General features: G+C 70.3%; 27 protein-coding genes. 9 read left to right on the forward strand and 18 right to left on the reverse strand.

Annotation, left to right across the window (positions count from 1 at the left end; genetic code table 11):
* Nucleotides 1-175 precede the first annotated feature (175 nt).
* On the forward strand, nt 176-727 hold the full coding sequence (locus AC3ETA_RS06695; protein ID WP_432191860.1) for a VanZ family protein: 552 nt from the start codon (nt 176-178) through the stop codon (nt 725-727).
* 109 nt (nt 728-836) lie between these two features.
* A complete protein-coding gene (locus AC3ETA_RS06700; RefSeq protein WP_432191861.1) occupies nt 837-1,037 on the forward strand; it encodes a PspC domain-containing protein in 201 nt (66 codons plus the stop codon).
* A 128-nt stretch (nt 1,038-1,165) separates the two neighbouring features.
* On the opposite strand, the gene AC3ETA_RS06705 is transcribed toward AC3ETA_RS06700, so the two are convergent.
* Together AC3ETA_RS06705 and AC3ETA_RS06710 are read right to left on the reverse strand one after the other, a co-directional pair.
* Nucleotides 1,166-1,588 carry an ATP-binding protein gene (locus AC3ETA_RS06705; RefSeq protein WP_432191862.1) on the reverse strand — a complete coding sequence of 141 codons (423 nt, stop codon included), beginning with the start codon at nt 1,586-1,588 and terminating at the stop codon, nt 1,166-1,168.
* A 138-nt stretch (nt 1,589-1,726) separates the two neighbouring features.
* On the reverse strand, nt 1,727-2,890 hold the full coding sequence (locus tag AC3ETA_RS06710; RefSeq protein WP_432191863.1) for an adenosine deaminase: 1,164 nt from the start codon (nt 2,888-2,890) through the stop codon (nt 1,727-1,729).
* A 134-nt stretch (nt 2,891-3,024) separates the two neighbouring features.
* Here AC3ETA_RS06710 and AC3ETA_RS06715 point away from each other — a divergent pair, with 134 nt between their 5' ends.
* A complete protein-coding gene (locus tag AC3ETA_RS06715) occupies nt 3,025-3,786 on the forward strand; it encodes an alpha/beta hydrolase (protein WP_432191864.1) in 762 nt (253 codons plus the stop codon).
* Between the two features lie 26 nt (nt 3,787-3,812).
* On the opposite strand, the gene AC3ETA_RS06720 is transcribed toward AC3ETA_RS06715, so the two are convergent.
* On the reverse strand, nt 3,813-4,766 hold the full coding sequence (locus tag AC3ETA_RS06720) for a LysR family transcriptional regulator (protein WP_432191865.1): 954 nt from the start codon (nt 4,764-4,766) through the stop codon (nt 3,813-3,815).
* Between the two features lie 63 nt (nt 4,767-4,829).
* Between AC3ETA_RS06720 and AC3ETA_RS06725 the strand changes: the two genes are divergently transcribed.
* Both AC3ETA_RS06725 and AC3ETA_RS06730 read left to right on the forward strand, forming a co-directional pair.
* Nucleotides 4,830-6,086: an MFS transporter gene (locus AC3ETA_RS06725; RefSeq protein ID WP_432191866.1), complete on the forward strand. Its 1,257-nt coding sequence runs from the start codon at nt 4,830-4,832 to the stop codon at nt 6,084-6,086.
* Nucleotides 6,087-6,287: 201 nt separating this feature from the next.
* Nucleotides 6,288-7,307 (forward strand): sigma-70 family RNA polymerase sigma factor, encoded by a 1,020-nt coding sequence (locus AC3ETA_RS06730; protein ID WP_432191867.1) that lies wholly within the window; start codon nt 6,288-6,290, stop codon nt 7,305-7,307.
* Here AC3ETA_RS06730 and AC3ETA_RS06735 read toward each other — a convergent pair.
* Nucleotides 7,191-7,577, reverse strand: coding sequence for an STAS domain-containing protein (locus tag AC3ETA_RS06735; protein WP_432191868.1), 387 nt, complete (start codon nt 7,575-7,577; stop codon nt 7,191-7,193). The genes AC3ETA_RS06730 and AC3ETA_RS06735 overlap by 117 nt on opposite strands.
* A 185-nt stretch (nt 7,578-7,762) precedes the next feature.
* Here AC3ETA_RS06735 and AC3ETA_RS06740 point away from each other — a divergent pair, with 185 nt between their 5' ends.
* Nucleotides 7,763-8,683 (forward strand): AEC family transporter, encoded by a 921-nt coding sequence (locus tag AC3ETA_RS06740; RefSeq protein WP_432191869.1) that lies wholly within the window; start codon nt 7,763-7,765, stop codon nt 8,681-8,683.
* Between the two features lie 3 nt (nt 8,684-8,686).
* Here AC3ETA_RS06740 and AC3ETA_RS06745 read toward each other — a convergent pair whose 3' ends face one another.
* From AC3ETA_RS06745 to AC3ETA_RS06785, 9 genes are all read right to left on the reverse strand, one after another.
* Entirely contained in the window at nt 8,687-9,271 is a 585-nt protein-coding gene (locus AC3ETA_RS06745; RefSeq protein ID WP_432191870.1) for a Uma2 family endonuclease, read from the reverse strand.
* 96 nt (nt 9,272-9,367) lie between these two features.
* Nucleotides 9,368-10,645: a thymidine phosphorylase gene (locus AC3ETA_RS06750; protein WP_432192078.1), complete on the reverse strand. Its 1,278-nt coding sequence runs from the start codon at nt 10,643-10,645 to the stop codon at nt 9,368-9,370.
* A gap of 91 nt (nt 10,646-10,736) precedes the next feature.
* Nucleotides 10,737-11,144, reverse strand: a complete 408-nt coding sequence (locus AC3ETA_RS06755) for a cytidine deaminase (RefSeq protein ID WP_432191871.1) — start codon at nt 11,142-11,144, stop codon at nt 10,737-10,739.
* Nucleotides 11,141-12,418 carry an ABC transporter permease gene (locus AC3ETA_RS06760; RefSeq protein WP_432191872.1) on the reverse strand — a complete coding sequence of 426 codons (1,278 nt, stop codon included), beginning with the start codon at nt 12,416-12,418 and terminating at the stop codon, nt 11,141-11,143. The genes AC3ETA_RS06755 and AC3ETA_RS06760 overlap by 4 nt, the downstream gene beginning before the upstream one ends.
* Nucleotides 12,415-13,536 carry an ABC transporter permease gene (locus AC3ETA_RS06765; protein WP_432191873.1) on the reverse strand — a complete coding sequence of 374 codons (1,122 nt, stop codon included), beginning with the start codon at nt 13,534-13,536 and terminating at the stop codon, nt 12,415-12,417. The genes AC3ETA_RS06760 and AC3ETA_RS06765 overlap by 4 nt, the downstream gene beginning before the upstream one ends.
* On the reverse strand, nt 13,536-15,113 hold the full coding sequence (locus tag AC3ETA_RS06770; protein ID WP_432191874.1) for an ABC transporter ATP-binding protein: 1,578 nt from the start codon (nt 15,111-15,113) through the stop codon (nt 13,536-13,538). Before AC3ETA_RS06770 ends, AC3ETA_RS06765 begins: the two co-directional genes overlap by 1 nt.
* A 220-nt stretch (nt 15,114-15,333) precedes the next feature.
* Entirely contained in the window at nt 15,334-16,386 is a 1,053-nt protein-coding gene (locus tag AC3ETA_RS06775; protein WP_432191875.1) for a BMP family lipoprotein, read from the reverse strand.
* A gap of 323 nt (nt 16,387-16,709) precedes the next feature.
* Nucleotides 16,710-17,762 (reverse strand): BMP family lipoprotein, encoded by a 1,053-nt coding sequence (locus AC3ETA_RS06780; protein WP_432191876.1) that lies wholly within the window; start codon nt 17,760-17,762, stop codon nt 16,710-16,712.
* Between the two features lie 339 nt (nt 17,763-18,101).
* The gene (locus AC3ETA_RS06785) at nt 18,102-19,322 is read right to left on the reverse strand and encodes a M20 family metallopeptidase (RefSeq protein WP_432191877.1); all 1,221 of its coding nucleotides are present in this window, start codon (nt 19,320-19,322) and stop codon (nt 18,102-18,104) included.
* Nucleotides 19,323-19,744: 422 nt separating this feature from the next.
* On the opposite strand from AC3ETA_RS06785, the gene AC3ETA_RS06790 reads away from it, so the two are divergent.
* Complete coding sequence (locus AC3ETA_RS06790) at nt 19,745-20,452, forward strand: class I SAM-dependent DNA methyltransferase (protein ID WP_432191878.1); 708 nt, start codon at nt 19,745-19,747, stop codon at nt 20,450-20,452.
* Between the two features lies 1 nt (nt 20,453).
* Here the strand turns inward: AC3ETA_RS06790 and AC3ETA_RS06795 are convergent, their stop codons facing one another.
* On the reverse strand, nt 20,454-20,873 hold the full coding sequence (locus AC3ETA_RS06795; protein ID WP_432191879.1) for an ATP-binding protein: 420 nt from the start codon (nt 20,871-20,873) through the stop codon (nt 20,454-20,456).
* A gap of 225 nt (nt 20,874-21,098) precedes the next feature.
* Between AC3ETA_RS06795 and AC3ETA_RS06800 the strand changes: the two genes are divergently transcribed.
* Together AC3ETA_RS06800 and AC3ETA_RS06805 are read left to right on the forward strand one after the other, a co-directional pair.
* Nucleotides 21,099-21,950, forward strand: coding sequence for a helix-turn-helix domain-containing protein (locus AC3ETA_RS06800; protein WP_432191880.1), 852 nt, complete (start codon nt 21,099-21,101; stop codon nt 21,948-21,950).
* Nucleotides 21,951-21,959: 9 nt separating this feature from the next.
* Nucleotides 21,960-22,154, forward strand: coding sequence for a DUF397 domain-containing protein (locus AC3ETA_RS06805; protein ID WP_432191881.1), 195 nt, complete (start codon nt 21,960-21,962; stop codon nt 22,152-22,154).
* On the opposite strand, the gene AC3ETA_RS06810 is transcribed toward AC3ETA_RS06805, so the two are convergent.
* The 4 genes from AC3ETA_RS06810 to AC3ETA_RS06825 all read right to left on the reverse strand — a co-directional run bounded on the left by AC3ETA_RS06810 (nt 22,155) and on the right by AC3ETA_RS06825 (nt 26,984).
* Nucleotides 22,155-23,225: a hypothetical protein gene (locus AC3ETA_RS06810; RefSeq protein ID WP_432192079.1), complete on the reverse strand. Its 1,071-nt coding sequence runs from the start codon at nt 23,223-23,225 to the stop codon at nt 22,155-22,157. It lies immediately after the preceding gene.
* Nucleotides 23,226-23,365: 140 nt separating this feature from the next.
* Nucleotides 23,366-24,304: an N-acetylneuraminate synthase family protein gene (locus tag AC3ETA_RS06815; protein WP_432191882.1), complete on the reverse strand. Its 939-nt coding sequence runs from the start codon at nt 24,302-24,304 to the stop codon at nt 23,366-23,368.
* Nucleotides 24,305-24,318: 14 nt separating this feature from the next.
* Complete coding sequence (locus AC3ETA_RS06820) at nt 24,319-25,572, reverse strand: cytidylyltransferase domain-containing protein (RefSeq protein WP_432191883.1); 1,254 nt, start codon at nt 25,570-25,572, stop codon at nt 24,319-24,321.
* 65 nt (nt 25,573-25,637) lie between these two features.
* Nucleotides 25,638-26,984: a DUF6716 putative glycosyltransferase gene (locus AC3ETA_RS06825; RefSeq protein WP_432191884.1), complete on the reverse strand. Its 1,347-nt coding sequence runs from the start codon at nt 26,982-26,984 to the stop codon at nt 25,638-25,640.

Consider the following 26,984-nt stretch of genomic DNA (forward strand, 5'->3'; position numbering starts at 1 on the left):
CGACCGAGGACGGACACCCCCCGGCACGGCCCCGACCCACCCACCGAACCGCAGGCGCTACCCGCACCCCCACCACCCCGCACAGGCCGCCGCAGGCATCACGGTGTGGCAGACACCTCACCCCACAAACCCACACCCCGGAACCGATCCCGCCGGAGGGCGCGTCTACGGGGGCGTGCAGCGTCAAGGCTCCATCGGCGGCAGCGCCGCGATCCGCATCCGTGTGACGGGAGGCATCCTCCTGCTCGCACACCTCGCGTTCGTCGCCTGGCTCACCCTGCGCCCCCTGGACGTCCCCTGGGTCACCCCCGCCAACCTGCAACCCTTCGCAGGCATCAGAGCCGACCTCGCCCTCGGCTGGCAGGAAGCCGCCCGCCGCATCATCGAGGGCCTCGCCCTCCTCGCCCCCCTCGGCGTCCTCATCCCGACCGCACACGGCAGCCTCACCGCCTCCCCCGTCGGCTCCCTGGTCCGCACGGTGGCCGCGGGCGCCCTCATCTCCCTCGGCATAGAGCTCCTGCAGACCGGCGTCCCCGGCCAGGTCGTGGACGTCGACTCGCTGCTCCTCAACACCCTCGGCGTGGCCCTCGCCCACGCGGCGATCGTCCCGGCCGCCCGCATCCACCTCCGCCGCAGGTCCGAGCGAACCGACCGTCCCGCAACCCCCCAGGATGAGCCCTCTCAGGGTCGGACCCCGACGATTCCCAGGGTCGGCATAGCTCCGTAGAGTGACGCTTTGCCCGGTTCGCCTGCGTAGCGTGGATGTCAGATGAGGCACCCACTCGAAGGCTCCACAAAGGAGGGCCCTCGACCGACGCTCGCGAAGGAGCCGCACCATGACCGCGCTCGCCCGACCCACCAACGGCCGCATGATCGGCGGAGTGTGCGCCGCGCTGGCACGACGCTTCGGCACCTCCGCGACGACCATGCGCGTCATCTTCCTGCTCTCCTGCCTGCTCCCGGGACCGCAGTTCCTGCTGTACATGGCGCTGTGGATCCTGCTCCCGTCCGAGGACAAGACCCGCACGGCCTGGTAACTCAGCCCCCTCCTCCCCCTCCCCTCCTCTCCCCTCCACAAGCACAAAGCCGCCGGGACGCACCCCATGTCCAAAGGGTGCGCCCCAGCGGTGTGTCCCGACCGGGCGAGCACCCGGCCGACCAGAACTCAGCCGAGCGGAAGCCCGTTCACCGGCAGCCCCTGAGTGGGCAGCCCCTGAACCGGCAGACCCTGCACCGGCAGCCCCTCGGTCGCCGCCCCCTGCACCGGCAGCCCGCCGAGCAGCCCGGCGACCACGCCGGTCGGCCCACCGGCCACGGCCTGCTCGGCAGCCGGCTGCGCGGCGGACAGTCCGGCGGCGAGCGCCTCCTGCCCCTGAGCCAGCCCGGCACCCCCCCGAGCCAGCCCCGCACCGGCGCCGGGCGCCGCCTGGGCGAGGTTCTCGGCGGGGAGCGTCCGGGTGACGCTGTCCAGCGCCGAACCGGCGGCGTCGGGCGAGACCGGCGCGGCGTTCGCGGCACCCGCGCCCGCGGCGGCGAAGGCGGCACCGAGAGCGGCGACACCGAGGGTCTTGGCAGCAGACTGCTTCATGAAATGCGTCCTCGAAAATTGGTTGCGGGGATGTAAGCGGTCCTCGACCGTAAACACGCCCCGCACCCGGCCGCAAACAATGAAATGCGGACGGATTGTGAATGCCGCCCGCATTACATGTGCACGAAGGATCCCAGGTCAGCCCTGCTCTTCGACAGAGTCGCTGGTAGACGAGGTCTGCCGGAACAGCCACTCGGACTTGAGTTCGGCATATCCGGGCTTGATGACGTCATTGATCATCGCGAGCCGTTCATCGAAAGGAATGAACGATGATTTCATCGCATTGACGGAGAACCACTGCATGTCATCGAGCGTGTAGCCGAATGCCTCGACAAGATGCTCGAATTCCTGGCTCATGCTGGTGTGGGACATGAGCCGGTTGTCGGTGTTCACCGTCGCGCGGAAGTGCAGCCGGCGCAGCAGCCCGATGGGGTGGTCGGCGTACGAATCGGCAGCCCCCGTCTGGAGGTTGGAGCTCGGGCACAGCTCCAGCGGGATGCGCTTGTCGCGTACGTACGACGCGAGCCGGCCGAGCGTCACGGAGCCGTCGGCATGCACCTGGATGTCGTCGATGATGCGCACCCCGTGCCCCAGCCGGTCGGCGCCGCACCACTGGAGGGCCTGCCAGATGGACGGCAGCCCGAAGGCCTCGCCGGCGTGGATGGTGAAGTGGTTGTTCTCGCGCTTGAGGTACTCGAAGGCGTCGAGGTGCCGGGTCGGCGGATGCCCGGCCTCGGCGCCCGCGATGTCGAATCCGACGACGCCCAGGTCCCGGTAGCGGTTGGCGAGTTCGGCGATCTCCAGCGCGCGGGCGGCGTGCCGCATGGCGGTGAGCAGGGCGCCCACGCGGATGCGGTGGCCGTTCTGCCGCGCGATCCGCTCGCCCTCGCGGAAGCCCTCGTTGACGGCCTCGACGACCTCTTCGAGGCTGAGCCCGCCTTCGAGGTGCTGCTCGGGTGCGTAGCGCACCTCGGCGTAGACGACACCGTCCTCGGCGAGGTCCTCGGCGCACTCGCGCGCGACCCGCACGAGGGCGTCGCGGGTCTGCATCACGCCGACGGTGTGGGAGAAGGTCTCCAGATACCGCTCCAGGGATCCGGAGTCGGCGGCGTCCCGGAACCAGACGCCGAGCTTGTCGGGGTCGGTCTCGGGGAGGTGGGTGTAGCCGGTGTTGCGGGCCAGCTCGACGATCGTGCCGGGGCGGAGCCCGCCGTCGAGGTGATCGTGCAGCAGAACCTTCGGCGCCCGGCGGATCTGGTCCGAGCTCGGGGTGTTCGCCTTCTGGGCAGTCTCGCTCGTCATTTCCGCACCATAACGCCTACGCGCGTAGATCACCCGCTGAACACCCCATTCTCCTGCTTGTACGAATCCGTCGATACGTAACGGTGACCCCGAGGACGGGTCGCGTACACCCATGCTTCTGACACTGTTCTGTCATGGCACAGCAAGCGACGCCGGTGCGCAGGGTCCGGCTGGGCAAGGCGATCGGGCCGGAACCGACGGCGGTGAGCGGGGTCGTACTCCTGCTTCCCGGGGGTGACGAGGTATCACATCGCAAGCCGGCGCCGTTGCTGGCGACCTCCTATGTGCGGACGCTGGGACGCCGGCTGACGCGGGCGGGGCGCGACGACGGCCTGGCCACGCACGTCGTGCGCTACCGCTACCGCGGCTGGAACGGCAGCGCCGCGAACCTCGCGAGCGACGCGCTGTGGGCGGCCGACGAGGCCGTACGGCGCTACGGGGACGTCCCCGTGTGCCTGGTCGGGGTCGACATGGGCGCACGGGCCGCACTGCACGCGGGCGGCCACGAGGCCGTCAACTCCGTGCTCGCGATCGCCCCTTGGCTGCCGGAGGAGGACATGGCGGCGGCACCCGAACCGGTGAAACAGCTCGCGGGACGGCGGGTGCTGTTCGTGCACGGCACGAACGACGAGCGGACCGACCCCGAACTGTCGTTCAGGCTGGCGGAGCGGGCGAAGAAGGCGAACCGGGACGTGTGCCGGTTCGAAGTGCACTCCGACCGGCACACGTTGCATCAGCACCGGGACGAAGTCCTGGCGCTGGCACAGGACTTCGTGATGGGTGTGCTGTTCGGCAGGGCGTTCTCAAGGCCGGTGGCCGACGCGTTCGCGGCTCCACCGCCGCTGGGGCTGCGGATGCCGTTGGCTTCCGGGTTCGGGAAGTCATTGCGGCGGTAGCGGTGTTGGCGTGAGGGCAGTGGACCTCACGTGGGCAGCAAGTTGCCCCTCCTGGACAGCAGGAACCTCTTGAACGCCGCCACCGGCGGTGTGTCCGAGCGGTCGGCCAGCCAGGCGACGCCGATCTCACGGGCCGCCCTCGGGGCCGTGACCGTCAGTTCCACCACTCCCGGGCGGGGTACGGCCGGCGGGGGCAGGAGCGCGACCCCCAGGCCCGCCGCGACCAGGCCCCGCAGGGTCTCCGCCTCCTCCCCCTCGAAGGCGATGCGCGGCTTGAAGCCCGCCTCCTGGCACAGGTCGTCGGTGATCCGGCGCATGCCGTAGCCGGGTTCCAGCGTCACGAACGTCTCGTCGGCGGCCTCCGCGAGCCGGACGCGCTTGCGCGAGGCCAGGCGGTGGTCGGCGGGCACGACCAGATGCAGTTTCTGTTCGTCCAGGCGGCGGGCCACCAGGTCGGGGGCGTCCGGCACCGGCGACGTCAGGCACAGGTCGAGCTCGCCCGACCGCAGCCGCTCGATCATCGCCTCGCCGTAGTTCTGCACGAGGCTGAAGCGGATGCGGGGGTGGTCGGCGCGGAAGGCGTGGATCAGACCGGGCACCGTCTCGGCGCCCATGGTGTGCAGGAAGCCGAAGGCGACCTTGCCGGTGGCGGGGTCGGCGTCGGCGCGGACCTCCTCGGCGGCGCGCCCGATCTCGGCGAGGGCGCGTTCGACGGAGGCGAGGAAGGTGCGGCCGGCCGGGGTCAGCGAGACCGTGCGGCCGTGGCGGGCGAACAGGTCGACGCCGAGGTCCTGTTCGAGGCGGACCATGGCACGCGAGAGCGTGGACTGCGGGACCCGCATCTCCTGCGCGGCGCGGGTGACGTGCTCGGTGCGGGCGACGCCGGCGAAGTGGGCCAGGCGTGGCGCCAGCAACATCGTCATGTCTTCTGTGTCACTGGACGGTGACAGACGAGCTCGTGACCTCTGCTGATGCTCCATGGGAACGATTATGGCGAATCCATGCATTGGACGGATGAACGCGGCCGTACGTAACTTCGAGGCATGTCTCCCGCCAGTACCGGGGCGTCCATCACCGTGGACGCCACACCCGCAGTCCCTGTCGTCGACTCCCGAATGGCCCCGGGCGGCCCCGGCTACCGCCGGATGAGCTTCGCCCTCTTCCTCGCCGGCGTCGCGACCTTCGCTCTGCTGTACTCCACCCAGGCCCTGCTCCCGCTGATCTCGAGCGAGTTCGGGGTGGCGGCGAGCGAGGCGAGCTGGACGGTGGCGGCCGCGACCGGCGGTCTGGCTCTCTTCGTCCTTCCCATGAGCGCGCTGTCGGAGCGGTTCGGACGCCGTACGGTCATGACGGCGTCGCTGGCGGTCGCGGTGACGGTCGGGCTGGTGGTGCCCTTCGCGCCGGACCTGACGGCCCTGGTCGTGCTGCGGGCGGTGCAGGGGGCCGCGCTGGCGGGTCTGCCGGCGTCGGCGACGGCGTATCTGGCCGAGGAGGTCCGGCCGCGGGCGCTGATCACGGCGATCGGCCTGTTCGTCGCCGGCAACAGCGTCGGCGGGATGAGCGGCCGCGTGATCACGGGCTGGGTGGCCCAGGAATGGGGCTGGCGGGTCGCCGTCGGCGTCATCGGCGCCATCGCGGTGGCCTGCGCGATCGCGTTCCGCCTCCTGCTCCCCGCGCCGCGCCACTTCAAGGCGGGCTCGCTGCGCCCGCGCGTCCTGGCCCGCACGGTCCGCGACCACCTCGCGAACCCGCTGCTGTGCCGCCTGTACGCGATCGGCGCGCTGTTCATGACGGTCTTCGGCGGCGTGTACACGGTGATCGGCTACCGCCTGACGGAGGCGCCGTTCTCACTGCCCCAGGGCATCGTCGGCTCGATCTTCCTGGTGTACCTGGTCGGCACGGTGTCGGCGTCGACGGCGGGTCGGCTGGTGGGCCGCCTGGGCCGCCGGGGCGCCCTTTACGCGGCGGGCGGCACGACGGCGGCAGGCCTGCTGCTGTCCCTCGCCGGCTCCCTCCCCCTGGTCCTCCTCGGCCTGGTCCTGATCACCGCCGGCTTCTTCGCGGGCCACGCGGTGGCGTCCTCGGCGGTCAGCAGGACAGCCACGGCGGGCCGCGCCCAGGCCGCCGCGCTGTACCAGTCGGCCTACTACGTCGGCTCCAGCGCGGGCAGCACCATCGGCGCGATCGCCTTCCACGCCGGCGGCTGGGCGGGCACGGTCGGGGTCGGCCTGCTGGCGGTGCTCGGCGTCGTGACGATCACCGTCCTCGGAACGCGTGCGGCCAGGGCCGGCCGGCCCTAGGGCCCAGCAGCGGCTCGCGACGGCCTGAGCCGCACGTCCCCTTTCCCCCCGACCGGGGTCGGCCGGTCGGGGGGAACGGCTTTTGTACGCCTCTCACCTGGGCGTTCGTCCGCTCCGGGGGCCGTTGTCAGTGGGCTGCGGTAGCTTCCAAGTACTGGGCGCAAAGGCGCGACACAGCACGGCCACAGGGGTGGGTGGACGATGAGCGACGGCACGGCGACACAGACGACGGACCTCGATGTCAGGCTGGAGAAACACCGCGTCGAACTGACCGGGTACTGCTACCGCATGCTCGGCTCGTCCTTCGAGGCCGAGGACGCGGTGCAGGACACGATGGTCCGCGCCTGGCGGAGCTACGACAAGTTCGAGGGGCGTTCCAGTCTCCGCTCGTGGCTGTACCGCATCGCGACGAACGTCTGCCTGGACATGCTGACGGCCGGCAACAAGCGGGCCCGCCCGATGGACCTGTCGGAGTCGACGCCGCTGGCCCAGGCGGCGCTCTCGCCCCGTCCGGACAACACCTGGCTGGAGCCGATGCCGGACAGCCGTGTGCTGCCGACGACCGAGGACCCCGCGGAGGCCGCGGTCGCCAAGGAGTCGGTGCGGCTCGCCTTCATGGCCGCCCTCCAGCAGCTGCCGCCCAAGCAGCGGGCCGTGCTCATCCTGCGCGAGGTGCTGGCCTGGCGGGCCAACGAGGTCGCCGAACTGCTCGGCACCACGGTCGCGTCGGTCAACAGCGCCCTCCAGCGGGCCCGCGCAACCCTCGCCGAGCAGCAGCAGCCGGGCGCCGCGGCCACCGTCTCCGACCCGCTGGACGACGAGCAGCAAAAGCTCCTGGACCGCTATGTGGCGGCCTTCGAGGGCTATGACATGACGGCGCTGACGGCCCTGCTGCACGAGGACGCCATCATGACGATGCCGCCGTTCGACCTGTGGCTGACGGGCCACGACGACATCACCGGCTTCATGACGACGCTGGGCTCCGCCTGCGAGGGCTCACGACTGGTGCCGGTCCAGGTGAACGGTCTGCCGGGCTTCGCCCAGTACAAGCCGGACCCCGAGGCGGGCGGCCACACACCGTGGGCGGTGCAGGTCCTGGAGATCTCAGACGGCCGGCTCACCGGGTTCCACTTCTTCCTCGACACCAAGCGCTGGTTCCCGCTCTTCGGTCTGCCCCTCCACCTCGAAGCGGAGACCGACCAGGTCGAGGAGGGCGTGTAGGGCGGGATCGGGGTCGCGGAGCCTGATCCGCCCCCCGGCCCGCCGCGCGGTGAGCTGCAGCCGTGCCAGCAGATCCACGACGCCCAGGCCCGGCGGCCCCAGCCCGCCCACGTCGCACACCACGACTCTCGCCCCACCGGCCTCCAGCCGGGCCCGTACGTCGTCGCACAGCCCCGCCACCTCGTCCCGGGTGACGGGGCCGGCCAGCACGAGTACCGCGGGTGTCATGGCGTCCACGTGCGGTAGACCGGGCGGGAAGCGATAACTCATCGGGCCTGAGTGCCCCCGCTCCCCGCGTCCGATGCCCGCTGCTCTGATTCGGCGCCCCGTGAGGGTGTCCGCCGACCGAGATCACATTGACCCGGTCCCCTCCTTCCCAGGAGGGTTTGCTGTATGCCCCACCTATCACCTCGTCCCCGAACACCGTGCGGCCTGCGGCCCGCCAAGGAGGTTCCGTGCAGGGGGTGTTGACGGGCTTCGCGGTGATCGCGGTCGTGATCGCGGTGGGCTATGTGATCGGACGGCGCGGTTACCTCGGCGACCAGGGCCGGGAGGTCCTCACCAAGCTGGCCTTCCATGTGGCGTCCCCGGCCCTGCTGTTCACCACGCTCGCGCAGACCGACCTCTCGGTGATCTTCTCCAGCCGCCTCCTGGTGACGGCACTGAGCACGGCCGCGGCGGCCGGGGTGTTCGTCGCGGTCGGTGTCGTACGGCGCTGGGGAGTCGGCCGTACGACGATCGGCGCGCTGTGCTCCAGCTACGTCAACTCCGGCAACCTCGGCATCCCGATCGCCGTGTACGTCCTCGGCGACGCCTCGCTCGTGGCGCCGGTCCTGCTGTTCCAGCTCGTCGGTGTCACGCCCGTCGCCCTGACGATCCTGGACCTGTCCGGCAAGGGCGAGAAGGGCCCGCTGTGGAGCCGTCTGCTGACGCCGCTGCGCAACCCGATCGCGGTGGGCTCACTGGCCGGCGTCGCGGTGTCGGCGACGGGACTGCGGATCCCGGCGCCCGTCCTGGACCCCCTGACCCTGATCGGCGGCATGTCGGTTCCGGCGGTCCTGCTGGCGTTCGGCATCTCCCTGTGCGGCAGCACGATGCCCGGCCGGGGCCCCGACCGCCTTCCGGTGTTCCTCTCGGTCGCCCTCAAGTCGTTCGGCCAGCCCGCGGCGGCCTGGGCGCTGGCGGCAGGCGTCTTCGGCCTGCGCGGCGCACCCCTGCTGGACGTGGTGGTCACCTCGGCCCTCCCCGCGGCCCAGAACCTCTACACCTACGCCGCCGGCTACCGCGTCGCCGAACGCCTGGCCCGCGACTCGATCCTGCTGTCGACGGTGATCTCGGTGCCGGTGCTGGTGGTGGTCGCCGCTCTGCTGGGCTGACGGTCAGTCGACCGGGAACTCACCGGTGTCGATCGTCACGCCGAACGGGTCCGGCAGCTTGATGGGGTCACCGAACTTCACGGCGCTCAGGACCCGGTACACATCGCCCTTGGGCTCCCCGAAGAGCGTGGCGGTGGGTCCTCCGGGGGCCCAGCGGTCGATCAGCAGGTAGAGCGGAATCCCGGCGGTGGCATAAGCAGCGGGCTTGCTGACTCGGTCGTGGTGGGCGTTGGACTTGGAGGTCACTTCGACGACGAGTTCCGCCAAGGCCGCCGGGATGTGGGATTCCGTCTCCGCGCATTCCTGTACAGGTGCCACGAGCAGATCCGGGATGAGCATGCCCAGCCGTGACGGCACGGCGATCGCCAGTGTCTGGAAGATCTCCCAGTCCTCGGGGATCACGGAGTAGAGGCGACGCTGGATTCGGGCCGCGATCACGTTGTGGCGGGATGCGGGAGCAGGTGACACGGTGATGATCCCCTCAATGATCTCCACCTTGCTGCCCTCGGGCCATTCCATCTCCTCCCAGTACCGGACGAGGTCGTCCCAGTTCTGGTCGGGGTCCTGGCTCACGGTGAGTGCGCTCATGGCGGTCTCCTATTCGGTGCGTCACCGATCCCAGCATGCCGAACGGGACCGGTGGAGGTCCACCGATCCCGTTCACCCGAAAGGGAAACCGCCTGGTCAGGCGATACGTTCCAGCACCACCGGCGCAGCCGTGAAGTCGGTTCCGGCTGCCGCGATGTCGTACGACCGCCCCAGCGACTGGAGGGCGTACTCGAACCGCTCCGGCGTGTCGGTGTGGAGGGTCAGGAGGGGCTGGCCCTCGGTGACCGTGTCGCCGGGCTTGGCGTGCATCTCGATGCCGGCGCCCGCCTGCACCGGGTCCTCCTTGCGGGCACGCCCCGCGCCGAGGCGCCAGGCGGCGACGCCGATGCCGTAGGCGTCGAGGCGGGTCAGGACACCGGAGGACGGGGCCTTGACGACGTGCTGCTCGCGCGCGACCGGCAGTTCCGCGTCCGGGTCGCCGCCCTGCGCGGCGATCATGCGCCGCCAGACGTCCATCGCCGAGCCGTCGGCCAGGGCCTTCGCCGGGTCGGCGTCCTTCACTCCGGCCGCGTCCAGCATCTCGCGGGCCAGGGCGATCGTCAGCTCGACCACGTCGGCCGGGCCGCCGCCCGCCAGGACCTCGACGGACTCGCGGACCTCCAGCGCGTTGCCCGCCGTGAGGCCGAGCGGGGTCGCCATGTCGGTCAGCAGCGCGACCGTCTTCACGCCGTGGTCGGTGCCCAGGCCCACCATCGTGGAGGCCAGCTCGCGCGCGTCCTCGATGGTCTTCATGAAGGCGCCCGTGCCGACCTTCACGTCCAGGACCAGCGAGCCGGTGCCCTCCGCGATCTTCTTCGACATGATCGAGGAGGCGATCAGCGGGATCGCCTCGACCGTGCCGGTGACGTCACGGAGCGCGTACAGCTTCTTGTCGGCGGGGGCCAGGCCGTCACCGGCCGCGCAGATCACCGCGCCGGTCGTGTCGAGGACGTGCAGCATCTCCTCGTTCGACAGCAGCGCGCGCCAGCCGGGGATCGACTCCAGCTTGTCCAGGGTGCCGCCGGTGTGGCCGAGGCCCCGGCCCGACAGCTGGGGCACGGCCGCACCGCAGGCGGCGACGAGCGGGGCAAGCGGCAGGGTGATCTTGTCGCCGACGCCGCCCGTGGAGTGCTTGTCGGCGGTCGGGCGGGACAGGGACGAGAAGTCCATGCGCTCGCCGGAGGCGATCATCGCGGCCGTCCAGCGGGCGATCTCACGGCGGTTCATGCCGTTGAGCAGGATCGCCATGGCGAGCGCGGACATCTGCTCGTCGGCGACCTCCCCGCGGGTGTACGCGTCGATGACCCAGTCGATCTGCTCGTCGCTGAGCTCACCGCGGTCCCGCTTGGTGCGGATGACGGAGATGGCGTCCATGGCCATGACTTTGCTTCCTTCCGAGGATTCCAGAAGTCGTACGGCCCCTCCGGACCGGCCGCATGGGCGGCTCGGAGGGGCCGTACGGGAATTACTTGCGCAGGTGGCCCGGGCCGAAGGCCTGGGGCAGCATCTCCGACAGCGGCAGGATGCCCGCCGGGGTCTCCAGCAGGAGCTCCGGGCCGCCGAACTCGAAGAGCAGCTGACGGCAGCGGCCGCACGGCACCAGGACGTCGCCCTTGCCGTCCACACATGTGAAGTGCGTCAGCCTGCCGCCCCCCGTGTTCTGCAGCTCCGAGACCAGCCCGCACTCGGCGCACAGCGCGAGCCCGTACGAGGCGTTCTCGACGTTGCAGCCGGTGACGGTGCGGCCGTCGTCGACCAGGGCCGCCACGCCGACCGGGAAGCCGGAGTACGGGGCGTAGGCGCGGGACATGGCGTCCCGGGCCGCCGCGCGCAGCTTGCCCCAGTCGACGTCGTGGGAGGCGGCCGGCGTCACTTGCCCTGGCCCTTCCGGTAGGGCAGGCCGTCCGCCTTCGGCATCCGCAGACGTTGCGCGGACAAGGTGAGGACGACGAGCGTGACGACGTACGGCGTGGCGGAGACGACCTGGTTGGGCACCTCGTTGGTGGTGGCGTACCACGCGTACACCAGGGCGCCGACGACCGCGGTGATCATCGAGGAGGCGTACTTCTTGGTCAGCACCAGCCAGATCGCGCCGATGATCAGCAGGAGCGCGCCGAGCAGCAGCAGGGCGTGGACGTTGGTGGATCCGCCGCGCAGGTTGAGGCTGTCGGTGTAGCCGAACAGGCCGGCGCCCAGGGCGAGGCCGCCCGGCATCCAGTTGCCGAAGATCATCGCGGCGAGACCGATGTAGCCCCGGCCGCTGACCTGGCCCTCCAGGTAGAAGGGGTTGGCCACGATGGAGAGGAAGACGCCACCGAGACCGGCGAGGCCGCCGGAGATGATCACGGCGATGTACTTGTACTTGTAGACGTTCACGCCGAGGGACTCGGCCGCGACCGGGTTCTCACCGCAGGAGCGCAGGCGCAGACCGAAGGCCGTGCGCCACAGGATCCACCAGGTGGCGGGGATCAGCGCGATGGCGATCAGGGTCAGCCAGGAGACGTTGGTGACCAGACCGCCGAGCAGGCCGGCGATGTCGGAGACGAAGAACCAGCCCTGGTTGTTCAGGTCCCGCAGCCCGTCGGACAGGCCCGGCACGGTGAAGTGGCCGAGGGTGTCGACCGCCGGGGACTGCTTGGCGGAGCCGCCCGCGTGGCCCTCGAAGGCGAGGGGCGCGAGGTAGCGGGTGATGCCGAGGGCGAGGATGTTGATCGCCACGCCGGAGACGATGTGGTTGACGCGGAAGGTGACGGTGGCGATGGCGTGCAGGATGCCGCCGATGCAGCCGCCCAGGATGCCGACGACGATGCCGGTCCACGGGCCCCACTGGAAGCCGGCCCAGGCGCCGAACCAGGTGCCCAGGATCATCATGCCCTCGAGGCCGATGTTGACGATGCCCGCCCGCTCGGCCCACAGACCGCCGAGACCGGCGAGGCCGATCGGCACGGCGAGCTGGAGCGCGGTGGACATCTGGCTGACGTTGGTGATGCCGTCGGCGCCGGTGATGATGCGGACGATCGAGGTCAGCGCCAGGGCTCCGGCGATGACCAGCAGCAGTACCTGCCACGACAGGCGGCGGCCGGTCGGCGCCGCGGGCTGCAGCGTGGGCTGGTTGACGTCGACCGCTGAGGTCTGCGGGGTGGTCATCGGCCGGCCACCTCCTTCTTGTTGTTGTCGGCGCCGAGGACGTGACCGGCTGCCAGTTCCGCGCCGACGCGGCGCTGCTGGCGGCGCAGGCCCCATTCGCGTACGGCCTCGTAGGAGACGACGACCGCGAGCACGATCAGGCCCTGCATGATGACCGCGATCTCCTTGTCGTAGCCGTGGAAGTCCAGCTCGGGCGATGCCTTGTCGAGCCAGGCCCACAGCAGGGCGGCGAACGCGATGCCGACGGGGCTGTTGCGGCCGAGCAGGGCGATGCCGATGCCGAGGAAGCCGATGCCGGTGGGGAAGTTCAGGCTGTAGGTGTGGGTGTCGCCGAGCAGGATCGGCAGACCGGCCATGCCCGCGATGCCGCCGGAGAGCAGCATGGCGGTGAGCACCATCCGCTTGGGGTCGACGCCACTGGCCGCGGCGGCGCTCTCGGAGGCGCCGGAGGCGCGCAGGTCGAAGCCGAAGCGGGTGCGGTTGAGGACGACCCAGTAGGCGATGCCGAGGAGCACGGCGAGGAAGACCAGGCCGTAGATCTCACCGGCGTCGCCCACGCTGATGCCGGAGACCCAGCCGGACTCGTGCATCTCGCCGGTGGTGTTGTTGTTGCCGACCTTGACGCCGAAGACGTTCGGCAGCCACAGATAGGCGATGACGGAGGTGGCGATCGCGTTCAGCATGATCGTCGCGACGACCTCGCTGACGCCGCGGGTGACCTTGAGGATGCCGGCGATGCCGGACCAGAAGGCGCCGGTGCAGACGGCGGTGAGGATCAGCAGGGGGACCTGGAGGGCGGCCGGCAGGTTGGCGTGGGCGCCGACGACGGCGGCCATCATGGCGGCGAGCTGGTACTGGCCGTCGACACCGATGTTGAACAGGTTCATCCGGAAGCCGATGGCCACCGCGAGGGCCGCGATGTAGTACAGCGAGGCCTGGTTGATGATCAGCACCTGGATGTCGGAGTAGCCGAGCTGCTCGAACATCAGGACGTACGGCTCGACCGGGCTCTTGCCCGAGGCGAGCAGCACGATCGCGCTGAGCACGAAGGCCACGGCGAGCGCGATGACCGGTCCGGCCACCGCGAGGAGCACGCGCTCCTTGTCGAACTTCTTCATCAGCGGGCCTCGTCTTCGCCGGACTCGGGAGACTTGCTCAGGTCGGGAGTCTCGGGGGTCGTGTCGTCGTGTTCGAGGTGGCCGGTCGCGGCACCCGTCATCGCCGAGCCCAGTTCCTCCGGCGTGACGGTGGCCGGGTCGGCGTCCGCGACCAGCTTGCCGTTGTAGATCACGCGAAGGGTGTCGGACAGGCCGATCAGCTCGTCCAGGTCGGCGGAGATCAGCAGCACGGCCAGGCCCTCGCGGCGGGCCTCGCGGATGTGGTCCCAGATCGCGGCCTGCGCGCCGACGTCGACACCGCGGGTGGGGTGCGCGGCGATCAGGAAGCGCGGCGTGTGGCTCATCTCGCGGCCGACGATCAGCTTCTGCTGGTTGCCGCCGGACAGCGAGGCGGCCGTGACGTCGATGCCGGGCGTGCGGACGTCGTACGCCTCGACGATGCGGCGCGTGTCCTCCTGCGCGGCCTTCGGGTCCAGCCATACGCCCCTGGCGAGCGGCTTCTCGGTGACGTGGCCGAGGATGCGGTTCTCCCAGAGGGGGGCCTCCAGGAGCAGGCCGTGACGGTGGCGGTCCTCGGGGATGTAGCCCATCCCCTGCTCGCGGCGCTTGCGGGTGGACCAGCCGGTGATCTCCTCGTCGATGAGGGCGATCGTGCCGGAGTCGGCGTGCTTGAGGCCGATGAGGGCGTCGACCAGTTCGGTCTGGCCGTTGCCCTCGACGCCGGCGATGCCCAGGACCTCGCCCGCGTGGATGGTGAAGGTGATGTCGTCCAGCAGGGCCTTGCCGCCGGCTGCCTCCAGGCGCAGCTTGTCGACGGTGATGACCGGCCGGTCGGTGACCGTGGACTCGGCGGTCTCCGGTGTCGGCAGCTCGCTGCCGACCATCATCTCGGCGAGCTGACGCGGCGTCGTCTCGGCGGGGACGGCCGTGCCGACCGTGGTGCCGCGGCGGATGACGGTGATCTCGTCGGCGACGGAGAGCACCTCGCCCAGCTTGTGGGAGATGAAGATGACGGACAGGCCCTCGGCCTTGAGCTCGCGCAGGTTGTCGAAGAGCGCGTCGACCTCCTGCGGCACCAGGACGGCCGTCGGCTCGTCGAGGATCAGCGTGGTGGCGCCGCGGTAGAGGACCTTGAGGATCTCCACGCGCTGGCGGGCGGCGACGCCGAGCTCCTCGACCAGGCGGTCGGGCTGCACGCCGAGGCCGTAGCGCTCGGAGATCTCCTTGATCTTGCGGCGGGCCCTGGCGCCGATGCCGTACAGCTTCTCGCTGCCGAGGACGACGTTCTCGAGGACGGTGAGGTTGTCCGCGAGCATGAAGTGCTGGTGGACCATGCCGATGCCGCGGGCGATGGCGTCGGCCGGCGACGAGAAGGTGACCTGCCGGCCGTCGATCGCGATGGTGCCCTCGTCCGGCTTCTGCATGCCGTAGAGGATCTTCATCAGCGTCGACTTGCCGGCGCCGTTCTCGCCGACGAGGGCGTGGACGGTGCCCTTGCGGACGGTGAGGTGGATGTCGTGGTTGGCCACGACGCCCGGGAAACGCTTGGTGATCCCGGCGAGTTCGACGGCGGTCACCGATTCGTTGACCGCCGCGCCGGCCGGAGGGCTGCTGGACGCGTTGATGGCGCACTCTCCTGGAGACGGGGGTCGTCTACGCGCGTAGCGCCCCTATGGCCTGAAAGGGGTCGACGCACCGCGAACAACGGGGTACGGGGAAAGTTCCCAGAAGAGCTTCCCCGTACCCCGTCGAGCGGACGTAACCCCGGGGTTACCGCTGCTCAGGGTGTTACTGCAATCAGCTGGTCTTGACCTTGATCTCGCCGCTGATGATCTTCTCCTTGGCCGTCTTGATGGCTTCCTGGACCTTGGTGTCGTCCGCGAACTTCGGGTTGGAGTTCGACAGGCTCACCTCGCCGGACTGCAGATCGCCACGAACGATACCGGTCTCGGGCTTGCCGTCCTCGACCGACTTCGCCAGGTTGTAGACCGCCTTGGCGACGTCCTTCATCGCCGAGGTCAGAATGGAGTCCTTGTACTTGGCAAGGGCTTCCTGCGTGTACTGGTCGGAGTCGACGCCGATGGCCCACACCTTGTTGGCGGCGGCGGCCTCGATGACGCCCTGGCCGGACAGACCGGCGGCGGCGTAGACGACGTCGGCCTTCTTCTCGATCTGGCCCTCGGCGGCGGACTTGCCCTTGTCGGGGCTGGAGAAGCCACCCTCCTCCGCGGTCTGCGTGAGGTACTGGGTCAGGACCTTGGCCTGCGGGTTGGTGTCCTTGACGCCCTGCTCGAAGCCGGCCTGGAACTTGTGGATCAGCGGGATGTCCACGCCGCCCACGAAGCCGACCGTGTTCGTCTTGGTGCTCTTGGCGGCGGCGACGCCGGCCAGGTACGAGGCCTGCTCCTCGGAGAAGACCAGGTCGGCGACGTTCTTCGACTCGACGGTGGAGTCGTCCACGATGCCGAAGGTGGTGTCCGGGAACTTCTCCGCGGCACCCTTGACGGCGGCGGCGTACGCGTAGCCGACACCGATGACCGGGTTGTAGCCCTGCTTGGCCAGCGACACCAGTCGCTGCTCCTTGTCGGCGTCCGTCTCGCCGTCGGTGGGCTCGACGTCGGCCGTCTTGTAGCCGAACTCCTTCTTCGCCTGCTCCAGGCCCGCGAACGCGGCGTCGTTGAAGGACTGGTCGCCCTTGCCGCCGACGTCGTACGCGATGGCGAGACCCTTGTCGCCGCCCTTCGAGTCCGAGGAGGAGGCCTCGGTCGAAGTGCCGCCGCAGGCGGAGAGCGCGAGGGCCAGAGAGGCGGTCGCTGCGCCTGCGACCGTGATCCGGGAAATCCGGCGCATGTGTGGTGACTCCTGTCGGTACTGGCGGGGCCGGAGAAGTGCTTGCACTTCCCCGGGGTCGCCCAGCGCCGGACGGTACAGCTCGGGACAGCTTCACAGCTACGGCGCTGGCTTTCGCCGCAGAGTAACGCGCGTAGACCTCCCAGGAAACCCCTTCTGTACACCTTGTTATCCCCCCGTGGCCAACTCCACTCGCGGCCTTGACCCAGGGGTTGCCGACAGCAAAGGGCGAAGGGCGGCGGGTGATCCACGCCGACCTGGGAAAAGCCGAGCGGGCGGGCATCCCTCGGATGTCCGCCCGCCCTGTGGTGCCGTGACCGCGACTACTCGGTCTTGACCTTGATGGAACCGTCGATGATGCCTGCCTTGGCCTTCGCCACGGCGTCGGACAGGCCGGCGATCTGAGCGAACTCCGGGTTCGACTCGGACAGGCCCACACCGTTGACCTTCAGGTCGAAGGTCTGGACGCCGGTCAGCGGCTTGTCGTCCTCGACGGACTTGGCCAGCGTGTAGACCGCACCGCCGACGTCCTTGAGGGCGGAGGTCAGGATGGAGTTCTTGTAGTTGGCGAGCGCCGCCTGCTCGTACTGGTCGGAGTCGACACCGATCGCCCAGACCTTGGCCTTCGAGGCGGCCTCGATCACGCCCTGGCCGGACAGACCGGCGGCGGCGTACTCGACGTCGGAGCCCTTCTCGATCTGACCCTCGGCGGCGGCCTTGCCCTTGTCGGGGCTGGAGAAGCCGCCCTCCTCCGCGGTCTGCGTCAGGTACTGCGACAGGACCTTGACCTTGGGGTTGGTGTCCTGGACGCCCTGCTTGTAGCCGGCCTCGAACTTATGGATCAGCGGCACGTCCACGCCACCGACGAAGCCGACGATGTTGCTCTTGGTGGCCTTGGCGGCCGCGACACCGGCGAGGTAGGAGGCCTCCTGCTCGGCGAAGACGAGGGAGGCGACGTTCTCGCCCTCGACGACCGAGTCGACGATGCCGAAGGTGGTGTCCGGGTACTTCTTCGCCACGGCCTCCATCGCGGGGCCGTAAGCGAAGCCGACGCCGATCACCGGGTTGTAGCCCTGCTTGGCGAGGGAGGACAGCCGCTGCTCCTTGTCGGCGTCCGTCTCGCCCTCGGTGGGCTCGATGTCGGCCGTCTTGTAGCCGAACTCCTTCGCGGCCTTCTGGAGGCCGGCGTAGGCGGCGTCGTTGAAGGACTGGTCGCCCTTGCCGCCGATGTCGTACGCGATGGCGAGACCCTTGGTGTCGCCGCTGCCGTCGCTGCCGCTGTCACTGTCGCTGCTGGTGCCACCGCACGCCGTGGCGGCGAGCGCGATCGACGCGACCCCCACCGCGACACGGGTCAGTTTGGATGTCCGACGCATCGTGAAGTCCCCATTCTCCAAGCCCCGCAGTGGGTGCTGAGTTCGGCGCACATTAACGCGCGTAGACACTCCTGGGAACGGGGTTTCGTCCTGCCGTTATCCATTCGTGCCGATGGCCGGTTACGGCCTTGTGAACCACCGGATCGAAAGGCACGCATGGGGCGAACGCACCGGAGGTGTCTCCGCTCCGATGACACACAGGGCCGCCGGCCATGCGGCCAGACTCCCCCCGGTGCGCGCCGCCCGCAACCGGAGCCGCTCCGGGATGCGACGCCGTGCCGGGCCGGTGGCCGGCGGCTGCCGCACCCCTGGGGGCCTGTCGGGTCCGGGCCGCTCCGGCTAGCCGACGGCGTCGAGGAGCGCCGCCGCGGTGAAGAGCTCCACCCCGGCCGTGATGGCCGACTCGTCGACGTCGAAGTCGCCCTGGTGCAGGTCACGCCCGACCCGGTCGCCCGGCACACGGACGCCGAGGCGGGCCATGGCGCCGGGGACGTGCTCCAGGTACCAGGAGAAGTCCTCGCCGCCCAGGCTCTGCTCGGTGCCCTCGACGGAGTCGGCGCCCCGGCGGGCCGTCATGGCCTCGTGCAGCAGTTCGGTCGCGGCCGGGTCGTTGACCACGGGCGGGACACCGCGGATGTAGTTGATCTCCGACTTGGCGCGGTGCAGATTGGCGACCTCGTCGATCGCGGCGACCACGAGGTCCGGCGCCTGCCGCCAGGTGTCGAGGTCCAGGCAGCGCACGGTCCCGGAGAGCTCGGCGTGCTGCGGGATGACGTTGGGCGCGTGGCCGGAGTCGATGCGCCCCCAGGTCACCGCGAGGCCGCTGCGGGCGTCGGTGCGGCGGGCGACCAGCGCGGGCACGTCGGTGACGACCCGGGCGGCGGCGGTGACGAGGTCGGTCGTCAGATGGGGGCGGGCGGTGTGCCCGCCGGGACCGTCGAGCGAGATTTCCAGCCGGTCGCAGGCCGAGGTGATCGCACCCTGCCGCAGGCCGATCTTCCCGGCGTCCACCTTGGGATCGCAGTGCACGGCGAGGATCCGCCCCACCCCTTCCAGCACCCCGCACTCGACGACGTCGGCACCGCCGCCGGGGAGCACCTCCTCGGCGGGCTGGAAGATCAGCCGGACGGGCCGGGGCAGCTCTCCGCGCCTGAGCAGGTCGGCCAGGACCAGCCCGGCACCCAGGACCACGGCCGTGTGGACGTCGTGACCGCAGGCGTGCGCCCGGTCCGGCACCGTCGAGCGGTACGGGCACTCACTCTTCGTGTCCGGGATGGGCAGGGCGTCGATGTCGGCCCGCAGGGCGAGCATGGGGCGCCCTCCGTCCCACTCCCCGATGTCGCAGATGAGCCCGGTACCGATGGCGAGTACGCGGGGCTTCAGGCCTGCCTTCTCCAGGCGGGCCTTGATCGCCGCGGTCGTACGGAACTCCTGGTTGCCGAGCTCGGGGTGCATGTGCAAGTCGCGCCGGAACTCGATGAGTTCGGCACGGAGCGCCTCCGGCAGGGCGCCGGGGAGGAACGCTTCCCCTGGTTGATCGGCCTCGGACTCTGGGGACATCAGTTGGTTCACCCTCTGAAGGGTAGGACGCCGAGGTGGCCAACTGACCCTCGATCAACAAAACTTCAACCCGTTTGGGGAAGAAAATCTGGCCGCCCGACGCATAGGTATCGGTTTGGGTGGGTAAACTCGCCCGGCTTTCCGTCGAGTCGATCATGAAATCGACGGAGAGTGACGATGTCTACCCTCCACACTCCACGGATACCACGCCGCGGACAGAACCGTCGGTTGTGTTCACCTGTCGGGACCGCAGCGCCGGGGTGAACGTCACCACGGGCGTACGACCGTGCGGACCCGGTCGCAGGCCGGCTTTCCGCCCAAAGGCCCGTCACGACCACGTCGGGGCGCAGCCGGATCCCGACCGGGAACTCCCGGCACCACCCTGGTGAACTCGCCGTCACCCGGTCACCCGCCGCACTAGGGTGCGCCCCGTGACCGCCGAGAACACCCGGAACCTCTCGATCCCGCAGTACGCCGACTTCCTGGACTCCACCAGAGCCTCCTACGACGCCATCGCCCGCTCCTACGCGGAGGCCTTCCCCGACCGGCCGGCCGGCAGTGCTCCGCTGGACCACTCCCTGATCACCGCCTTCGCAGAGCTCGCCCGCGACCGGGCCCCGGCGCCGGTCGCCGACCTCGGCAGCGGACCGGGCCACATCACCGCCCGCCTGCACGCCCTCGGCGTGCCGGTCTTCGGCGTCGATCTCTCGCCCCGGATGGTGGATCTGGCCCGCCGTACCCATCCCGGCCTGCGGTTCCACGTGGGTTCGATGACCACTCTGGACCTCCCCGACGAGACGCTGGGCGGGATCGTCGCGCTGTACTCGATCATCCACATCCCGACCGGGCATCTCGCGGCCACGTTCGCCGAGTTCCACCGCGTCCTGGTCCCCGGCGGCCACGTGCTCCTCGGATTCCAGTCCGGCAGCCCCGACGGCGACGAGGAGCACCTCCACCTCGCGGAACGCTTCGGCCACGAGATCTCGCTCGACTACCACTGGCGCACCCCGGACACCTACGCCACCCACCTCGCCACGGCGGACCTTGACGTGACGGCCCGCGTGCTGCGTGAACCGGTGGGCGAGGAGAAGCGCCCCCGCGGGTTCGTCCTGGCCCGCAGGCGGCCGTGACCTATCCCGCCAGTTCGCACCACACGTACTTGCCCGGGTTGCCGTGCCGGGACAGCGGCTGCCACCCCCACAGGTCGGCGCAGGCCCGGACCAACGCCAGTCCGCGCCCGTCCTCCAGTTCGGCCGGCCGGTCCAACGCCGCCCCCGGCGGTTCGGGCGGTTCGGGATCGGCGTCCCAGGCCCCGATCCGCAACACGCCCGCCGCCCAGCGCACCCGGAGAGCGGCGGGGCCTTTGGTGTGGCGTACGGCGTTGGAGACCAGCTCCGTCGCGAGCAGCTCGGCGACGTCGACGAGGTTGATCAGGCCGTGCAGGGTGAGGATCAGGCGGAGCGTGCGGCGGCTCACCGTGACGGCGCGCAGATCGTTCGGGATGTGGAGGGAGTACTCCCAGGGCTCGGACTCGGGAACGGTTTCGGGCATGCGTCGGCTCCGGTTCGGTGGGGTGGGGTTGCGGTCGGCGGGCGGTGGCAGTGCCGCAGCCGTCATGGCAGGACGGAGTGGTGCGCTTCCGGGATTCCGGCGTTCCACAGAGTGTGCGTCGCGTCACCGACGGTAGACCTTAGATTTAAGAAACGGCAAGCCGATCGCGTAACCTGACCCCCGAACGAGTCGCGCTCACCAGCGCGTTGAACCAAGGAGCAGTCGATGGGGACCAAGCGCGAGCCGACAGCGCGACAGATGCGACTGGCGGTCGAATTGCGCAGGCTCCGCGAAGCTGCAGGGCTCAGTGCCCGTGAGGCAGCAGCGCTGCTCGGCGTGAACTCCGTCCAGATCAGCCAGATCGAGTCCGGCACGTCAGGCGTGAGCGAACAACGACTGCGCCGACTTGCGGCGCATTACGCCTGCACGGACGCGGAGTTCGTGGCGGCCCTGGCGGCGATGGCGACCGACCGGACACGCGGCTGGTGGGAGGAGTACCGGGACCATCTGCCCACCTCGTTCCTGGACCTGTCCGAGCTGGAGCACCATGCCACGTACCGACTGGATGTGGACTTTCTGCATGTCCCAGGTCTCTTCCAGACCGACGACTACGCAAGAGCCCTCTTCTCGCGCCGGGTTCCCCAGCTGCCCGAGGACGAGCTTGAGTTGCGCGTCCGCCATCGAATGCAACGGCGCGTCATCATCGAGGGCGGGCAGCCGATCCCGTATGAAGCGTTGATCCACGAGGCGGCGTTGCGCATCAGGGTCGGCGGCCGAGCCGCGTCACGGACTCAGCTCACCCGCATCCTGGAACTTTCCGAAGCGGACCACGTCACAGTCCGTGTCATCCCCTTCGAACTGGATGACTTCGCCGACGTCACAGCCGCCATGGTGTACGCCGGCGGCCCCACGCCAAGGCTGGACACCGTGGTGCGCGACGGTCCTCACGGCACGGTCTTCATCGACTCTCAGCCCCAGCTCGGCGTTTTCCGAACACTCTTCCGTAGAGTGGAGGCGGCAACGCTCGAACCCGAACGGTCACGTGACTTCATCCACATGCTGGCCAAAGAGCTGTGAGGCACCCCCATGGACACCTTCGGCAACTGGCGGAAGTCGTCTTACTCCGGCAGTGGGGACGGCAACGCCTGCCTGGAAATCTCAGACCGCCGCACCCACATAGCCATCCGCGACTCCAAGGCCCCGGCCCACGGGACCCTCACGGTCCCGGCCGAGGCATTCACCCCCTTCATCGAATCCCTGAAGACACCTTCAGCGCAGTGATCACACGGCCCTGACCGCCGACAGCCGGTGCACATCCCGCGCCGTCCCCGTAACCCCCGACAAGAACCCCTGCGCCCGCGGCGAGGCGTTCTCCGTCAGCCACGCGGGATCGATGTCGCAGACGGCGACGCGGACGTCCGTGCCGGACAGGGCCAGCGGCAGGGTGTGCACCACGGTCGACGGGAAGCTCAGGATCGTGCGGCCTATGGGCCCGCGTCGGGCGATCAGCTCCAGCGGGAGGTCCGGGCGCACGATCTCCAGGCCGGTCTCCACCGCCAGCCGGTGCAGCTTCTCCGCGCTCTCGCGGCGGTGGGCGAAGTAGCGGGTGGCGCCGTGTGTCTTGGCCAGGGAGCGGACCGCCTCCAGATAGCGGTCGCCGTCGACCACGCCGGTCTCCACCAGGGACGTGCCGACCATGTCCGAGCCCTTGGTGATGCGGGGCGGCCCGAAGCGGTCGCGGGTCCAGGCGAAGGTGTTGGCGGTGACCGTCACGCCCTCGGGCGTCGTGTCCATCGGCATCGAGGAGAAGATCTCGACGTGGCGGCGCTCGCTCGGCGTGAGGCGCTTGCGGGCGGCGGCGGAGACGGGCGCGAAGACCAGGTCGCGGGGGCCGGGCCGGCCGCCCTTGCGGTGCCAGCGCACCAGCCGCTCACCGCGGGCGAGCTGGGTGACGAACTCCATGGTCGCGGTGCCGTCGTCGACGACGACGAGGTCGCGGGCCTTGGTGATCGTCAGCAGGAGCTGTACGTAGCGGGAGAACGGGTCGCCGAGAACCACCCGGCCGGCCCTGCGGAGCAGGCCCGTGAGGCCGCCGATGGTGTGGAAGGGCGCTGCCGCGCCGCCCCGTGCCTCCTCCCAGCGCACCTCGTGCCCGTCCTCGCGCGCCAGCTCGGCCATCCTGCGCAGCTGGCCGCGGGTCATGGGGTCGATCGGGGACAGGACGACGAGGGTGAGTCCCGCGCCGAGGGCGTGCTCGCGGGCGTGCGCCCACTCCAGCACGTTGAGGAGCTGGACCGGGCTCTCGACGAAGGCGAGAGTGTGGGGGCCGGTGTTCCCGGCGCGGGGGCTCATCGACGTACGACCTACCCGTCGTAAGGCGCTCATGCGGCGCTCGTATTCAGTCGTGTGGACGGAGCACTGTGGGGCGCCGAGTCCGAGCGCCCTTCGGGGCACTCGGACTCGGTGCACTACCGGGCTTCGGCGCGTTCGCGTCAGACCTGAACCGGCTCGCCCGCGGCGGCGGCGATCTCGGCCTCGGCGACCACACCGGCGACGCGGCGCAGCTTCTTCATCGGGCCGAGCTCGGAGTCGTAGACCTTCTTGACGCCGTCGCCGAGGGACTCCTCGATGGTGCGGATGTCGCGGACGAGGCGGGTCAGGCCCTGCGGCTCGACCGAGGCGGCCTGGTCCGAACCCCACATGGCGCGGTCCAGGGTGATGTGACGCTCGACGAAGGTCGCCCCGAGCGCGACCGCGGCGAGGGTGGTCTGCAGACCCGTCTCGTGGCCGGAGTAGCCGATCGGGACGTTCGGGAACTCCTTCTCCAGCGTGTTGATGGCGCGGAGGTTCAGCTCCTCGGCCTTCGCCGGGTAGGTGGAGGTGGCGTGGCACATGAGGATGTTGTCCGAGCCGAGGACCTCGACCGCGTGGCGGATCTGCTTCGGCGTCGACATGCCGGTGGAGAGGATGACCGCGCGACCGGTGGCGCGCAGGGCGCGCAGCAGCTCGTCGTCGGTGAGGGACGCGGAGGCGACCTTGTGGGCGGGGACGTCGAACTTCTCCAGGAAGGCGACGGCCTCGGTGTCCCACGGCGAGGCGAACCAGGCGATGTTCTTGCTCTTGCAGTACTCGTCGATCTGGCGGTACTCGTCCTCGCCGAACTCCACCCGGTGGCGGTAGTCGATGTAGGTCATCCGGCCCCAGGGGGTGTCGCGCTCGATGTCCCACTGGTCGCGCGGGGTGCAGATCTCCGGGGTGCGCTTCTGGAACTTGACGGCGTCGCAGCCGGCCTCGGCGGCCACGTCGATGAGCTTGAAGGCGTTCTCCAGCTCACCGTTGTGGTTGATGCCGATCTCGCCGCAGATGTAGACGGGCTTGCCCGGGCCGACCTCACGCGAGCCGAAGTTGCGCAGACGGGAGTAGGTGCTCATGGCAGAAGATGTCCTTACTTGGTGAGGGAATCGAGAGAGGGGCCGAGGATCCAGCTGGCGATCTCTCGGATGGCGCCGTCACCGCCGGGTGTGGCCGTGACCGCGCGTGCGGCGCCGCGCACGACGTCGTGGGCGCTCGCGACCGCCACGGGCCAGCCCACGAGGGCGAAGCACGGGAGGTCGTTGACGTCGTTGCCGACGTAGAGCACGCGCTCAGGCGCGATGCCCTGCTCCTCGCACCACTGCTTGAGGGCGAGGTCCTTCCGGTCGATGCCGTGCAGCACGGGAATCTGCAGCTTCCGTGCGCGGGCGGCGACGACCGGGTTCTGCTCCGTGGACAGGATCAGCATCTTCAGGCCGCTCTTGCGCAGGGCGGCGATGCCGAGGCCGTCTCCGCGGTGCACGGAGACGAACTCCTTTCCATCGGCGTCGATCAGCACCCTGTCGTCCGTCTGGGTGCCGTCGAAGTCCAGTACGACCGCGTCGATGTCGTCCGTGGTCGGGAGGGCGCCGGGACGGTCCGCGTCGAACAGCGGCGCCAGCGCGCGGGCGCGGGCCAGGTCGTGCGGATCGTCGATCTCCAGCACCCGGGCGGGGTCGGTGCGCACGAGTTCGGTGCGGCCGAAGAAGCGGTGCTTGTGCTCGCGGAAGCCGCCGGCGTTCATCGCGTAGGCGGCGCCGGTCTCCAGGAAGTCCTGGGGGCGGTCCTGGCGGCGGGGGCGGAAGGACTTGTCGTGGTTGACGCCGAAGCCGCCGCCGGCGGCCGCGCGTTCGGTCTCCGCGGGCTCGTCGTCGCCGTGGCGCCACACGAAGCCGTGGAAGGGCGCGACGGTCAGGGAGGTGTCGGCGCCGTTGGCGACGATGGCCTTGACCACGGCGTCGATGTCCTCACGGACGATGAACGGGCTGGTGCACTGCACGAGGAGCACTACGTCCACGGGGGAGCCGTGCAGCGTCTCGTGCGCGTCCATGGCGTGCAGGACGGCGGCCTCGGAGGTGGCGGTGTCGCCGGCGATGGCGGCGGGGCGCAGCACCACCTCGGCGCCGGCCTGCCGGGCGGCGGCGGCGATGCCCTGGTCGTCGGTGGAGACGACGACGTCCGTCACGAGCCGCGAGGCCCGGCACTCGCGCACCGCACGCGCCACCAGCGGCACGCCGCCGACGGGCATCAGGTTCTTCGCGGGCACGCCCTTGGAGCCGCCGCGCGCGGGGATGACGGCGAGCACGCGGGGCACCGAAGTGCCGTGACCTGCTTCCGGGTTGGACATGGGCTCCACTCCTTGGGCTCTTTGCAAAGGCTTCGGGGCGCGTCCCGGCGCCCCGGTCGGATCGCTCACAGCTCCCCCATCCGCCGGATGACGGGCGCCACGCGCTGCACGCCGTGCCGGTAGGCGCCGCGTGCGGCCCGGCGCACTATCTGGCGGACGGGGCCGGGCTCCCGGTCGTGGGCGGGGGCGCCGGGCAGCGGGCTGCCGTCCGGGCCGAGGTGGTGGCGGGCGAGGATGCCGGGCAGATAGCCGGGCGCGGTGGCCGGCGTGTAGTACGGCGTGAGGGCGGGCAGTCCGCCGGGCCGCCCGAGCAGCTTGGCGATGCGCTCGCGGGCCGGGTCGAAGGCGGTGGCGTAGGTGCCGTCGGCGCACACGCCCTGCCGCGACACCCACTCCTCGTCGGGCACCGGCCGGTGTCCCTCGTCCAGCTGGTCCCAGGAGGCGAGGCAGCCGGATCCCACGAAGTGGTGATTTCCGAGCACCTCGCGCACGCCGAGGTCGGTGAGGACGACGGTGGGGATACGGCGGTGCAGCGACTCCAGCGCGGCCGTGGAGCTGATGGTGACCATCAGGTCGGTGCGGTCGAGGACCTCGCCCATGTTGCCGTACACCAGTTTGAAGTTGGCCGGCGGTTCGAGCCGCTGGACCAGCTTCTGGTACGGCAGTTCCTCGATGTGGGTGGTGTGCTCGCCCGGCTTGGAGCGCAGCTTCAGCAGCACCTCGCGCTCGGGGTGCTTGCGGGCGTGCTGGATCAGCCGGTTCAGCAGGTACGTACGGTCCTTGCGGTTGTCCGGCACGGAGGGCTGGGCCGCGAAGACGACCGTGTACGGGTCGTGCCCGCCGGTGTAGGGCTCCCCGCCGAGGAACGGCAGGGCGACCTCGGTCACCGAGGAGGCGTCGGCGCCCACGCCGTCGTACACCGCGCGGAAGCGGTAGGCGTCCTGGCGGGAGTTGGCGAGGACGAGGTCCGCGCCGTGCCGCAGCAGCAGGCCGTCGGCGAGCTTCTCGTAGACGACGCCGACGTAGCCGGTGACGACGACGGGCCGGTCGGAGCGGCCCTCCCACACCCGCTTCAGGCCGTGCAGCATGGCCTGCACGCCGCCGCCGACGAGGGCGAGCACCAGGACGTCGTACTGCTCCTCCGCCATGGTGCGCAGGAACTCGACGGCGGTGACCTCCTTCAGGGAATCGGCGCGCACGCCCACCTCTGCCAGCTGGCGAGCCGTGGGTGTGGCACGGCCGCGCAGCAGGAATCCGTCGAGGGCGGGGCTCACTTGCGCCTCGCCGCGCCGTCCGGCTTCCATGGACGGGCTCGGCGCGATGCGGTCCGCGGTCAGCGCACCCCATTTCCAGCGGGTGTCCGAGTCCGCGAGGACGGCGATTCGCAAGGGCTTCGTAGTACTTGCTGGCAC

The sequence above is a fragment of the Streptomyces sp. bgisy027 genome (assembly GCF_057710365.1).